The organism is Xenorhabdus koppenhoeferi, assembly GCF_900116635.1.
Lineage (GTDB): Bacteria > Pseudomonadota > Gammaproteobacteria > Enterobacterales > Enterobacteriaceae > Xenorhabdus > Xenorhabdus koppenhoeferi.
Genome location: NZ_FPBJ01000007.1, coordinates 13,674 through 27,550, shown reverse-complemented (window position 1 = coordinate 27,550; position 13,877 = coordinate 13,674). Strand labels below are relative to the sequence as shown.

The window sequence follows — 13,877 nt, the reverse complement described above, 5'->3', positions numbered from 1 at the left end:
TCGAAAAATCGATAGTTTCTTGATCAAAAACCAGCCCAATATGCTACACATATTGAGGCTGATTAGTCACGTCAAATTATATATTTAACGGCGGAACGGGTTTACCGATCTGCTGATAAAACTCTTCAACAAACTGTTCCAGTTTGCCTTCTTCAATGGCTTTGCGAATTCCTGCCATCAGACGCTGATAATACCTTAAATTATGTATTGTATTCAGCCTTGCACCAAGAATTTCGTTACAACGATCAAGATGATGGAGATATGCGCGGCTATAATTCCGACAAGTATAACAGTCACAATGTTCATCCAGCGAAGAAGTATCTTCTTTATGTTTGGCATTGCGGATTTTGATAACCCCTTCTGTCACAAACAGATGACCATTGCGGGCATTACGTGTTGGCATCACACAGTCAAACATATCAATGCCACGACGAACACCTTCAACTAAATCTTCCGGTTTGCCGACACCCATCAGATAGCGAGGCTTATCCTGTGGGATCTGCGGGCATACATGTTCCAGAATACGGTGCATGTCTTCTTTTGGCTCACCTACGGCCAGGCCACCCACAGCGTAGCCGTCAAAACCAATTTCCACCAGCCCTTTTACGGAAACGTCACGTAAATCTTCATAAACACTACCCTGAATGATACCAAACAGCGCATTTTTATTATTCAGCTCATCAAAACGCTGGCGACTGCGTGCGGCCCAACGCAATGACATTTCCATAGAACGCTTCGCATAATCCCAATCGGCAGGGTATGGCGTACATTCATCAAAAATCATGACAATATCGGAACCCAAATCATATTGGATTTCCATCGATTTTTCTGGACTGAGGAAAACAGGCGTCCCATTGATTGGGTTACGGAAATGAACGCCTTCTTCCTTGATTTTACGCATCGCACCGAGGCTGAAAACCTGAAAACCGCCGGAGTCTGTCAGGATAGGCCCCTGCCACTGCATAAAATCATGCAGGTCACCATGCAATTTCATGATTTCCTGCCCCGGACGCAACCAAAGATGGAAAGTATTTCCTAACAGGATCTGCGCTCCCGTTTCTTTTACTTCTTCCGGTGTCATCCCTTTTACCGTACCGTAAGTGCCCACTGGCATAAATGCAGGGGTTTCCACCACACCACGCTCAAAAACCAGACGACCGCGACGGGCATTTCCATCCGTCTTTTGTAACTCAAATTTCACTTAACCTCCAGACATCAGAAAAACAGTCCGATGTATTACAAAAATCCGCACATTCTAATAGCTAATAACGCCACTGTATACGCCAGCCTCGCAGTACTTGGTATGCTATATTTTGCTATTCCTTGTGCCATTTTGCCTTTTTTGTGTCACAGTTTTGACACAGTCACTCCGAAGTGATTTCTCTATCTATAATAGAGCTTCATACTAAAACAAGATGAAACGTGATAGAAATGGTTTGGTGATCTGATAGCAGCATTGACAGGATATCAAGAATCTAATCCACACCCACCCCACCAGTGATGCAGTGGTTAGATGGCTATGTTGACAGAAAACGGGGATCTAATCCCCGTCTGTAATTCCCTGCCTCACATTCCACACCGAATCTGCCGGCATCTGGACACGGACATCCAAACGACAGCCCTCGGGAATGTCACAGGGTTCGCCGTCCGCATAGTAGACCTTCTCGCCGTCCACGATTTCTTTTATCCGATTGTTCTGAAAACGCTCAGGTAAATGATTGTGCTGACGGTGAAAGGTTTCAATCGTGATGCTGCCATCTGGTTGTACCTTGTCATCAAGGTAGATTAACTCCAGTCCGTTATTATTTTTCGGGGTGGAAATGCCACCATGCACACCCCACGCTTTGTCGGCGTTATAGCCGAGGACATTAGCAACCTGATAGTGACCGATGCCGGGTTTGGTGACTGTTGCCCCTTCGGATTCGTCATTGGTGGTAAAGGTGCCATCGGGATGGATTTCGATGAGGGGGGAGGCGGTTTTGATAAACCCATTGCTGTCCCGCCAGCAGTTAACCCCGAGTGACAGAATAACACCGCTTCCCTTAAGCAATTGCTGAACAGATCTGTTTGAGCTGTCAGGATTTCTATCTACAAAATTTAGCAGGACATCATCACCAGAATCAGGCGTGCCCTCTATGCTCCAGAAGGTTTTGCTGGGGCGGGTGACACTGATTCCGCCCCACGGAATATTAGAATGTATGCCGATACCCTCCGAACTGACTGTCAGTACTCTCTTGGCGTTAATATCAATTGCATATCCCTGTGTATCCACCCCGCCACCCCGCACAATTCCCGTCTGGATATCATTGTTATGCCACTGATAACGGGTGAATGCTGCCATGCTATTTGCTGGTATATCGGTTGCAGAGACTAACATTACGGCATTTTTTTCAGCCGGCAGCGTTCCCACCTGCTTAAACCTGAAATCAGCATTATAATCCCCGCTACTGGCCGACATCTTCCCCTCTTCCCCCGCCTGTAATGCCCGTATCGATTGTAACGACACCGATTGTCCGTTTGGCAGCGTCACATTCACCGTGCCACTTTGTGACATCCACTTGTCCATGTTCTGAAGGAAATCGACGATATAGCTGCTGTTGGCCACCATATGCCGAACACCGTCCGAGATGGAATCAGGCACGGTTACCTGTATCTGGTAGGTAACGTTGTTCAGGGTGACGCTGGCATTATCCGCCAGCACCAATTCAGTATCGGAGTTCACCGCCTGAATCATATGCAACAGGTTACCGTTGCCGGACTGGATTAAAATCAATTGTGCCGGGGCAACGCCGTTAATGTTGGATTTAAATTTGGTGCCCGTGCCGCGGACAATCGCCGAGCCGGACACGGTGGAGATGGTGCCCTGTGAGTAGTACATGATTTAGTATTCTCGTATTTTAACTAATTAAGAGATAGAAATGATAAATTAAAACCCGCTGACGTCAGCGACTAGAATAAATGAGTTTCCCTCTGTATATCCTTCTATGGATGGCAAATCTTCACCCCACGAAAACATTTCTTTTATTCTCAGATGGTTATTTGTGCAATTGAAAAATGATTCGTAATATTCATAATATTCGAATTCGTTTCGTTGTCTGCTGCATATTGTTGATACGTTTACTGCTATATCTGTATTAAATTGACGAGAATAGTCATAAATAATATTGCTTCCAACTTCGCTATGGATGATTTTTAGGTGCTCGTTGCCAGAATCAAATATAACGTTCCTATTCATTCCTCTGACACGCAAACCGATTTTTGAGTCCGATTTAACCACGGCGGATGAATTGAAAAAGTATAGTGTAACGTATCCTGAGCTATCTCCGGGGGGCTGGTAAATGGTGCCTTTAAATCGATTAGCAACAATATTTACGTCCCCCTCTGTTTTCATAAATATTAAATCACCGTCAACGTATGGCGTTTTTATCCGGGTGCTAACACCCCGCGTAATAGCCAGAGTGTTATCCTCAAAACCCCCTCGCAAAAACAACCTGTCCCTAGCGCGTAATACATAGCTGCAATTCACCCCGTCAATCTGGTAAATATAATCATCGCCGGTAACACGTAGTCCGAACATCATCTAACTCCGTAAAAAACATTGGTTCCCCCCAACGCAGCCTGATCACCGCAACTGATATCGTAGTGTATGGCGTCATTGTTATACCAGACGTTAAAAATTACACGACCGTAAATAACAACATCGCTATCAACAAAAATAAAAACCTCGCCATATTTTGACGGCCCATCCAGCGGGATGCTACCAGAACGGCGCTCTCCTCCACCCACATCAGGCAATGTAACCATTCCCAAAATTCTGCCAATTCGGGATGACGTATCTATCTTTATTCGCCCTGTTTTTGGCTCTCTGATTCTCAATCCGTAATTTCTCACAACAATTCACCTAATTCGATTATCGGGGTGTTGGTTTTATCAAATAAATAAAACCCTCTATTTGATATCATTATTCTGTATTCGTTGCTTACACCGTTAATCTCAATAGCACCGGTTTGGGCGTCAAATCTAAAACCCTGCTGATTGGGAATGTAGTTCGTGGATTTAATATCAATACCCACCAATAACTGTTGAATATTGGCCATATCAACAAACAGGCTGTTGATAAACATCTGCCCGTTTTTCACCGTCATAAACGGCGTGGGCTTTCCGTTAACGGGATTAAAAAAGGCAAAGTTGTTAGCCGAAAATCCAATGTAAGACTCTAATTTTCCGCCTTTAATCTCACCGCTGATGACCATGCCGCCGGCCGTGTATTTCTGCCCATTGTATTTCAGGATGATGTTCGTACTGTGCATGGCATAACCACTGCCGGACTGGTCAAATTCCGCCTGCATCTTGCTGTTGATCATGGCCTGCTGGTCACCCAGCTGCGCCTGAACCTGTTCCATTTTTTTCGCCTGCGCCTTTTGCGCAGTGGAGATGGCCTGTTTGTTGGTGATCACATCTGCCGCCATATTGCCGAGGTTTGTGCGTATTTCGGTAAATTGCTGGCCGTACGTCCGGTCTTTTCCCGCTATCGTTGTCTCAACCGATTTGATGCGCGAGGTGTTTTCTCCAATTTCGGCATTCACCTCGGTCATCCGCTGCGCCGCCGCCTCTTTATCCGTGACCCTGACTGACCATAACTCCTGAATTTGTGCCTTATTTTCCCCGTCACGCACCAGCAATTCTTTGGATAACTTTTGCTGTTCATTGCTCAGCATCAATACGGATTCAGCGTTCCAGTCAATGTCGGCGGCCAGCCGCTTCCCGGCCTCGGTGGTCATAAACTGGTTACCGGCGGCATCAGTAATCCAGCGGGTATCACTGGACGATTCACCCCGAATAAAGGCCGTCCACGGCGATGGATTGCCGGATTTATCCACCAGCCGCGCCCGGAAGTAGAACGCCACCCCGGCGGCTAATCCCTGCATGGTGTGCGTGCGCTGGGGATAGGGGATATCAGCCAGTAACATCAGTCCCTCGCCGTCATTCGTCTGGCTGTACTGGATTTCGGTTTTCAGGGTGTCACTGGTATGGGCAGCAAAGCCCCAGTCGAGCTGGATGCCGAAGATAATCGGCGTGGTTCTGAATGCCAGCGGGGCAGGCGGGTTACCCTCTTTCCCTCTCAGGTGGGTTTCAGTGGCATTCGCCCAGAGGCTGGAAATTTCAGCCGCATTAATCGCCCTGACCCGCGCCTGATAGCGTCCGGCGTAGATATTCGGCACTTCAAAACTTTGTGTCGAGGTTCTCGGTGCTGATATCCAGTTGCCGTTATCCCGCCGCCATTCTGCCTCATAAGCAATGGCATTTTCCACCGCCTCCCATGTCACGCGCAGGGTGGTCACAGCCATGCCCTGATGGACACTGGAATCACTGCTGATGGTAATATTTTTCGGGGGCGACTGGATGCCGGGCGGAATAACGGAAATGGGACGTTCGTCGATTCGGGCACCCGTGTCAATGCGGTCGTATTTGTCGGGGTCGTGGTATACTGCTGTTATTGTGTAGGTGTTATTTCCATTATCTGAAACGTTAATAACACGATAAAGCTGTATCGCCAAATCATCCGCGTCGATTGTCCAGACAGCATTTTTTTCTATTCTCTGAGAATACGCCGTTGTAACAATAATGGTTTTTTCATTGACTAATTGCACTGTTCTTGCTTCTGATTTCCCATCAGGCAGGTTGATAATCAGCCTGTCGCCAGCTTTAACATCTGCAACGCGATCCAGTGTAACCTTGCGCCCATCAGCAATCGAAATGCGCCCACCAATATCCCGTCCAGCAAGGGTTGCATCCGCAATACCGATAATATGTCCCGGATTTGGAACTGCACCTTCAAGTCCAGTAGCAAAAGTAATCGTCCGGTCTTGTGAATTCGTCAACAGTGCCCAACGTCCACGACGATTGGCTTCTGTCTGGCGAGTACAACCAATAGCGGAAATATCAGTTTTACGCACATTATAGCGACGCTGTAATTTGAGATCAGACACCGCCTCAATCGCATCATTGCTGTGATTGCTGGTATCAGAATAGGACACCAGTGCTTGGGTATAACGATTTTGATGACTGCCGCCGGCATATTCAGGTATGCCCCCCGCAATACTGGCATTCGTGAAAACACGAAAAACATCTGACGGCATATCAGCAACAACTTTTACTGTGTTATCAGCCCAATAGGTCATTCCCCTAAAAATTCCCGCGATATCCCGCAAGACCTGATAAGCAGACTCCTGAGACTGAATATACACATCACATAAAAACCGTGGCTCTTTACCTTCGCCGCCCCGACCATCAGGTACCAATTGGTCACAATATTGAGCAACGCGGTATAAGCCCCATTTATCAACTTGTGCGGGATTGATCCGGTCACCGCAACCATAGCGATTATTCAGTACCAAATCATAAAACACCCACGCCGGATTGTTAGTTGCCGCCATTTTAAATGTGCCATTCCATACATCGGTATAAGTCCGGTTGATCGGATCGTAATTTGTTGGCACTTTGATAACCAGCCCCCCTTTTGGGCGGATACTGATTTTAGGGATACGGTTATTAAATTGACGGGCATTGAAGGTAATGAATAACAATGCGGTATTCGGGTAACGCAATTTCGCGTCAATCACATCCGCAACAGCAGAAATATTGACTTTATCAACAATATTTAAATTGTTTTGGTTTTTGGTTAACCGGCGAACCCGTAATTGCCATCCAGTATCTGCTTTTGGTAAATCAATTCGGTGTGTACGATGGTACTCATTCGTTGTTTTGCCATCAAACGCAGATGCCAATACTTCTTTGTATCCAGCACCGTCAGTCGATAAATCGATGGCATAGTCAACGCAATACCCTGTCTTATCCCCGTTATCATGCATTTGCATAAATCGCGGCAGAGAGAATCTCACTCGCTCAGCAGATAATTGCGTGTTACTGATAGCTCTGATATAGGGCTGATCATCCCTCAGTTCCCGATCTATGTTAATTTCATTATCCACGGACGGAATGCCTTTGATGTATTCCTGAACTTCACTACCCGGACGAAACTCCCATGTCACCCCTTCAAAATTTTTTGTTCCGTCGTTATTACCAATCGGCGTTCCGTCCAGAAAGATGCGCGTGTCATCTAATCCACCCGCAATCTCGCCCTCAGAAATAGCCAGTAATATTTTTGCCGTGGATTCAGATAACAAACTATCTGGTAATTCTGTGGGAGTATGCCCGCCACCGCCACCTCTCTTGCTGCCCTGAATAAGATTGCCCATATTTCACCCATAATAAAAGCCGCAGGTGCGGCGAGATTGAACACAATAAAACTATTGCTGGTCTTCGGTATAAATCCCCGCAGAGATAATAGCCCCACCCACTTCTTTGCGGTCTAGCGTATAGAGAAGCGGCACCGGATTACCTTGCGCTGTGGTATTGACCGCACCGCCGAAAGCATAAGAGGGTTTATTGTCGGCATCCTGACGCATGGATAAACTACGCGGTTGTGGCGACAACATTTGAACCACGCCACCAAGAGCCATAGCCGCCCCACCCAATGCCAGCGCTCCCCCCATACCCCCCCCGCCCCAAGCGCAGCCCACCCCGCAGGACCTAGCATCATAGCTGAACCAATCATCGCTACACCTAGGATAGTCTGAAAGAATCCGCCCCGCTTACTGCCTTTGATAATCGGTGCAATGCGGATTTCCTCACCTGTATTAATATGTAACTCATCCTCTCCGATATTTTGCGTCCCTTTAAATACAGCAAACTCCATCCCTTTTAGATGAGCCTCAGCAAGGAACTGTTCAAAACCATCATGAAGCACAGAAAGTGCTTTTATCGCTTCTTTTGGCGAATCTATTGCTAATTGATGTTTACGTCCAAATTGAACACCCAGCACACCATAAAGTCGCACTGTTTTAAGCTCATTCATAGCAACGCCTTTTTCCTGACAATCATTACTGTTCTGTCGCGCCAATAATCGCTATAAGGGACAATCTGACTCAATTGACCATAAAGATGGTGAAGCAGCATCCCATTGACCAATACGCCCGCATGATTCGGTACATCAGCCTGAACCTGCATGATCACCACATCACCTTCTCTTGGTTCGCCTTCAATCTCAACAAATCCCTCTTTTTGCCAGTTATCCATATACCGGTTTTCACCCTCTTCCCACCAGTGGCAATCAACGCTGTAGTTATTCAGTTGGATGCCATGCTTCTGGCCGTAATAATCCATGATTAAAGACCAGCAATCAGCGTGACCCAGCATAAACGGACGGCCTATCAAATCACGTTCCCCTCTGGGCTGTATGGTTCTGATATCTCCCTCAGGCCATGAAGCGATAATCCACGGCAAGCCCGTAACATCACACTGTAATCGATCTATCTCACTGGGTTGAGTTGTCACACCCTCACCACAATGGCTATGCACAATAGCGATGAGCACTCCCCAATCTTCGGCATTGGCATAATCTTCTGGTGATAATTCAAAGCGCTCAGTGGGGTTTTGGGCGAGATTTTTGCAAGGGAAGTATTTCATTATTCGGCTCTTCTGGCAGATTACACCACAAGCCTCTTGGGGATATTCAGCCTTAACATGCTCAAATATCACCTCAGTTAATTTTTTCGTTATCATCGTATCAATCCGGCAGCCGGAAACCCTCCGAAGTCTAATGGTTCATTCTCACCAAAACGTCCCTTGCAGTCGCGGATAAGCCCGCCACATACATCTTGAGAAGGATCATCAACTGGGTTGCCTTTCTCATCGAAGTATTTATTACCAGAGTATGAGCAGCCATTGCCCGTGCGATACCAGCCGCGCATACACCAGTAACACACATTATGGATTTGTCGCACAGGCAACATAACACCCTGTAAATCAAACGGGCTGGATAACTCAAACTCCACCGTTCCACCCGCAATTTCTCGCGATTTGCGATCAACATAAAAAACCTGTTTAAAGCACTCCTCAGGATTTGCCGTTGGGTTACCCTCAGGGAAATTTTTCCCATCCAGATAGTGCGAAAACGTTTCAAAAATTGTCACCCTGGCCTGAACCATGTCATCAAATTTCAGGCAGAGCGATGATATCAGGCCGTTGATATTAGCGACTTTCAATGTTGGCCGCGCTGGACTGCCATCACTGTTCTTCGACATGCCCTCTATTTCATAAGACCATGCGCCATACTCATTGCCTTGCCACCAAATTGGCTTGGGTTTTAACTCACCGCCTGCGGCTTCAATTTCGTCTGGGGTGTGCGGAAGGTTATAAGCATGGAAGCGAAGAACCGGACCACCAAAAGTGCTACCATCTACTTCAATAAGCTGTATTTTTTCCCCGGCTTCCAGTTTTTGTACATCAGAAGTTATACTCATGCGCTAAATACCTGTTCAAAAGTTGCTGATATTTTCATAACACCACCCGCCATAGGGAGCATGGTTATTGAGTCCGCCTTGACACGATATAGCCCTTTCTCACCAAATGGCGGTGTCCAGATAAATGATTTCAAAGTGTGCCTTCTGATAAACTGAAAAATGGGCATTACCTCTTCTTTTAAGCCCATATAAGCGTACGGCCAAGACTGGGTTTCTGGATTAATCCCATCAGCAGAAACTTGTTTATAGCCATCACCAAACACAACTTCTTTAATCCGATGCGTAAACTCACCGCTGGGCGAATCCTGAATTTGTGTTCGCCATTTAAATTCTTCAATAGTCATATAAGTACCTATAAAATAAAATTCGTTAATCCGGGGTTTATTTAATTCAATAAGTTGAGTGAATTAGATATCACCCTTATCACGAAAGCATATTTTTACGACCACAAAGCTTTTGTGTTACTTTATTCTCACCAAGTAATGAATTAGGATCTTTTTTATGTACAAAGAACAATTAAAAGCACATTATTTCGCAAAAGAATTATTAAAAAAAGACTGCATTGTCCTTGATACAGAAACCACCGGATTAAACAATGATGATGAGATAGTTGAAATTAGTATCATCAATAAGCATGGTGAAATATTGCTTAATGAAACAATAAAGCCAATAAAAAAAATCCCACAGGATGCAAGCAATATTCATGGCATCAGGGACATGGATATGATTCAATCCTTCAAGTGGAACGATATTTATCAACAATACAGAAAATTAACAAAAGGTAAAATTGTAATTATTTATAATAAACAGTATGACTCTCGCATTATTAGGCAAACATGCAAAAAATATAATCTTCCAACCCCTAGAATCCAAGCAGAATGCGCTATGTTGCTATATTCACAATACAGAGGAATAATCAACAAGCGTACCAGTGATTTTAAATGGCATAAATTAAAAGATGCAATAATTTATCATGGTATATTTTTATCTGGACAGCCACATCGGGCTTTATATGATGCCACATCCACTCTAGAGTTAATGAATTTTATGGCAGATAACCCACCCAATAATTCAAAATACATTTCATCTGATAATTTAAAAAATGAACAAACAAAGAATAACCTGACTAACAAACGTACTGAAAACCTTAAAGTAAATCATACTATTTTCTGGAAACCTATTATTATATTCTTTATTTTTATCATTTTATTGATATTTATTTTTAAATAGCCCAACAAAAAAGCCCCGTGATGGGGCTTTATGATTACATTGAAGCTAGATTTTTTGATAAGAGATAGAAGAACATAACCACGAATGCAATAACTGCAATTATAATTGTCTGCTTCTTATTTTTCATTTTTTATCCATAATGTTTTGAGTAAAAACTTTTATATATTAGAGCATTATAAGAAAGCAATCCAACAAAAAGCCCCTTGGTGGGGCTTGATTGTTAGAGTGAGCTTTTCTTGGCGTTCTCAATCTCTTCCTTACATTCTTTATGATTGTCAAAAGTATATTGTAGGAAGAGATATCCTTTTGAATCACTATCAGCCCTAGTTGCTAAGACAATAAAATTGAGGTTATTTTTTTGTAAAGCCTCATTTTGAGATTTCCACTCTGCTGACAGAAATCTTTCTTCTTTATATAATCCCATCATCCAATCTTGTGGTTTGTTCCATATCGAACCAGACAGTAAGAAATCAGTTTCTTCACCCTTTCCATATATTGAATCAAGAGAGGCTTTAAGATCTTCAAATTTGGATTTTAATGATAGCCCATAGCTATCTGTCTTGATATCTTTACCAATAGCGCGTATTTGGCAAAGTCCAACTGTTGGGGAAACCAAAAGTCCATATGATCCAAATTCATTATTATTTTTGGGTAAATTATCTATTAAATAAAGATTCACATTACCTTTGGCTGGGGTAAGTGTGCTGCCTGTCATATCCTCAATATTTTTCTTAGTCAGCCCTGCTTGTAGCCCAAAAGGGCCATCTGCTGGCGGTAGTAATTTTTGTTTAGGATCGTTTTTATTGACTGAAATGTCAGTTGAGGTAGATAAATTATCTTGATTAGAGCTAGATGTTTTTACAGTAACCAATCCATATTTAGCTGACAGATATTTTTGCTGTAACATAGCCAAAGTTTGTTCTTGAGTAGCAACTGCTGATAATTTCATTGCTTGCACTAAGCCACCGCTATATTGAGCTGCGTCGTTCTTCGCTACCTCTATGTCAGATTTTAGATTATCGATCTCTATTTTTATGGCATTAGCCGCTTCGGGGTCTGGTTTTACTCCATTCACTACGACTTCAATTTTGGCACCAGACTCTATTGCATTAATTCTTTGTTGTAACAATGCCTTATTGGTTTCTAAAACTTCAAGACGTGATCCAATCAATAATTTGATAAGACCACCAACATATTGCTCGTTTTGTGATTTAGCGGTTGAAATATCTTTTTCAGTTTGTGTTAACTCAACTTTCAGTTTGTCAACTTGTTGCCTCTCCTCAGGAGATAACTCCTTAGGTCCACATCCAGCCATTAAAACAACACCAATCAAAGCTAAAATTATTTTTTTCATTACAATCCCCATTATTAAATTTTGCCCATAATATCAATCAATGGGTGCAAAAAAACATAATAAATCATACTGGAATGGTGTTTGTGTGATAACTGTTCAATTGAAGCCCAATAGGGGCTATTATTTCCCATAACTGCTTGATAATTCATTATCCCAGTACTTTATTTTCCTGATAAATGTTTCATGAATTTCACTAGGCAGAGTGTGTTTTATTGTAGAAATTTCATCTTCAAAATCTCTATAGATGCTAGTTGAACTCCGCCCGCCTCGCCTGTAGGTGGCTATTCTTAGATTAAATTGCTTCTATTTCTTTGTTGTTTCAGACATGTTTTTATCATACTGATTTTGAATGTAATTAAACATCTTTATAGCTTCAGAACATTCATCGTTTTTTTTATTTTTCAACTTACAACTATAATAAGTCAGCGTATTGATGCTTGAAATAGCACTTAAATTTTCAATTTGCCATTTGCAAAAGTCAGGGTCTTCATGCCCTGAGCAAGTGGTGTTTACCATTTCTATAAAAAATTCTTTCTCAGTTTCTTTTGCTTGCCCAAGTATCGGGATGAGAAACGCTAACCATATAAATTTTTTCATCTATACCTCCAGTAATTTTTAACTTATGTAATGGTAGCCTATTCGTTAAACTCAATACCATGAAGCCAATGTATGTATCTTTCGTGAAATTGCTTCCTTATTGCTTTTGGTAACCCTTTATTAAGGCTCTCTATTTCCGATTGATAATGAAGCTCTATCTCTTGAGTGTCCTTGTCTATGTTTGCTTTTATCAACGTTTCTGATAGCTCTTTAACCCTATCATCTATTAACTCTATCCCATCCTTCCTTCTTTTATAAAAAAACTCAGGAGGGACACTAGATGGCTTAAATTTCTTAAGGGTTATTTCTTTTGTTTTTTCCTGAACATCACTGCCGCAATGTTTGCATTTGATAGCTTCAACGTTGATCTGTTCTGCACAAAATGGACACTTTATTTGATTGCTTTTGCTATCCCCATTAAGAGATCTCTTTCCTCCGAAGATAACCAACAACAAACTACACAAAACAATAAAGCAACTAATCAACAAGAGATTTTCTCTTTGAGCCATCAACCCGATATTATTAACCCTTCCACCATATCCAGTTGCTACACTCACATCCATATTAAATGATGCAAAAACAGCTAGAACACCAACAACCAGAAGGAAGATCCCAAAATTTTTCATCCCACGCCTCTATATACTTAACACATAATTGATTATTCCGTTAACTAATCAATACATTCAAAACATCTACAATTTCCAGTTGCAAGCCTCAGATATTTCTTTTGCAACCTCATTTATGTGGTTTATTTTAAACTCAGCGATTACTTGGGTTTTACCATATGGCTTATACCCAATAACTATATTTTGTTTGCCGTATATTTTTTTTATAAACTTCACTGGAATTGGAGAAAAAGCAGTATCATTGCTTCCACCCATGACCCAATTTTCAGTTATTGCATTTTGTTTATCTATTCTAAATGTCACCTTAGTATAGTCACCGCCTCCCAAATATTCATCTGTCGCAAGATAAGCCTCTGTTGTATCGTTTACACACCGCAATACTAATGCCCCATCCCCACCTTCTGGTGACAAAACGGCAAAATAATCCACCTTATCTGTTAGCTTATTGACTTCTTTTGTAATAAACCATTTGCCAAGATCTTGGTGTTCGCTTGCAATAGAAGATAGAGGTAGCAAACAAACCGCAATCAACCCAACAACTAACCTTTTCATGCTTCACCCTCATTTTAATTAGATACATGAATCTTAATCAAAGTATGGCGTAAAATGAAGCAAAATGGACAGTTACAAGTCGTAATGTGATCTACAATAAGCATATATTCTCATTTGATTTATGGTTACATCTCAGCCCAAAGCCACCATGCT

At 42.8% G+C, this 13,877-nt stretch carries 13 protein-coding genes and 1 pseudogene; 1 reads left to right on the top strand and 13 read right to left on the bottom strand.

The genetic code is table 11. The features are described from left to right. Positions 1 to 76: 76 nt before the first annotated feature. From tgt to BM329_RS03565, 9 genes and pseudogenes are all read right to left on the bottom strand, one after another. Positions 77 to 1,201 (bottom strand): tRNA guanosine(34) transglycosylase Tgt, encoded by a 1,125-nt coding sequence (tgt, locus tag BM329_RS03605; RefSeq protein WP_092549038.1) that lies wholly within the window; start codon positions 1,199 to 1,201, stop codon positions 77 to 79. A 339-nt stretch (positions 1,202 to 1,540) separates the two neighbouring features. Further along, positions 1,541 to 2,773, bottom strand: a complete 1,233-nt coding sequence (locus BM329_RS03600; protein ID WP_177216177.1) for a phage tail fiber protein — start codon at positions 2,771 to 2,773, stop codon at positions 1,541 to 1,543. 153 nt (positions 2,774 to 2,926) lie between these two features. Continuing rightward, positions 2,927 to 3,577, bottom strand: coding sequence for a hypothetical protein (locus BM329_RS03595; RefSeq protein ID WP_092549032.1), 651 nt, complete (start codon positions 3,575 to 3,577; stop codon positions 2,927 to 2,929). Beyond that, positions 3,577 to 3,804 carry a hypothetical protein gene (locus BM329_RS03590; RefSeq protein ID WP_092549029.1) on the bottom strand — a complete coding sequence of 76 codons (228 nt, stop codon included), beginning with the start codon at positions 3,802 to 3,804 and terminating at the stop codon, positions 3,577 to 3,579. The genes BM329_RS03595 and BM329_RS03590 overlap by 1 nt, the downstream gene beginning before the upstream one ends. 83 nt (positions 3,805 to 3,887) lie before the next feature. Further along, entirely contained in the window at positions 3,888 to 7,259 is a 3,372-nt protein-coding gene (locus BM329_RS03585; RefSeq protein ID WP_092549026.1) for a TipJ family phage tail tip protein, read from the bottom strand. 51 nt (positions 7,260 to 7,310) lie between these two features. After that, positions 7,311 to 7,918 (bottom strand): annotated as a pseudogene (locus tag BM329_RS03580) (tail assembly protein). Next, positions 7,915 to 8,625: a C40 family peptidase gene (locus BM329_RS03575; RefSeq protein WP_092549023.1), complete on the bottom strand. Its 711-nt coding sequence runs from the start codon at positions 8,623 to 8,625 to the stop codon at positions 7,915 to 7,917. The pseudogene BM329_RS03580 and the gene BM329_RS03575 overlap by 4 nt, the downstream one beginning before the upstream one ends. Beyond that, entirely contained in the window at positions 8,622 to 9,365 is a 744-nt protein-coding gene (locus BM329_RS03570; RefSeq protein ID WP_092549019.1) for a phage minor tail protein L, read from the bottom strand. The genes BM329_RS03575 and BM329_RS03570 overlap by 4 nt, the downstream gene beginning before the upstream one ends. Beyond that, a complete protein-coding gene (locus tag BM329_RS03565; RefSeq protein ID WP_092549016.1) occupies positions 9,362 to 9,709 on the bottom strand; it encodes a phage tail protein in 348 nt (115 codons plus the stop codon). Before BM329_RS03565 ends, BM329_RS03570 begins: the two co-directional genes overlap by 4 nt. A 157-nt stretch (positions 9,710 to 9,866) precedes the next feature. Between BM329_RS03565 and BM329_RS03560 the strand changes: the two genes are divergently transcribed. After that, the gene (locus BM329_RS03560; RefSeq protein ID WP_092549013.1) at positions 9,867 to 10,595 is read left to right on the top strand and encodes a 3'-5' exonuclease; all 729 of its coding nucleotides are present in this window, start codon (positions 9,867 to 9,869) and stop codon (positions 10,593 to 10,595) included. 220 nt (positions 10,596 to 10,815) lie between these two features. On the opposite strand, the gene BM329_RS03555 is transcribed toward BM329_RS03560, so the two are convergent. The 4 genes from BM329_RS03555 to BM329_RS03540 form a co-directional block, all read right to left on the bottom strand. Then, on the bottom strand, positions 10,816 to 11,949 hold the full coding sequence (locus BM329_RS03555; RefSeq protein ID WP_092549010.1) for a hypothetical protein: 1,134 nt from the start codon (positions 11,947 to 11,949) through the stop codon (positions 10,816 to 10,818). A gap of 303 nt (positions 11,950 to 12,252) precedes the next feature. After that, entirely contained in the window at positions 12,253 to 12,546 is a 294-nt protein-coding gene (locus BM329_RS03550) for a hypothetical protein (protein ID WP_092549005.1), read from the bottom strand. A 38-nt stretch (positions 12,547 to 12,584) separates the two neighbouring features. Next, entirely contained in the window at positions 12,585 to 13,172 is a 588-nt protein-coding gene (locus BM329_RS03545) for a hypothetical protein (protein ID WP_092549002.1), read from the bottom strand. Between the two features lie 66 nt (positions 13,173 to 13,238). Continuing rightward, positions 13,239 to 13,724: a type VI secretion system-associated protein TagO gene (locus BM329_RS03540; protein ID WP_092548999.1), complete on the bottom strand. Its 486-nt coding sequence runs from the start codon at positions 13,722 to 13,724 to the stop codon at positions 13,239 to 13,241. Positions 13,725 to 13,877 lie beyond the last annotated feature (153 nt).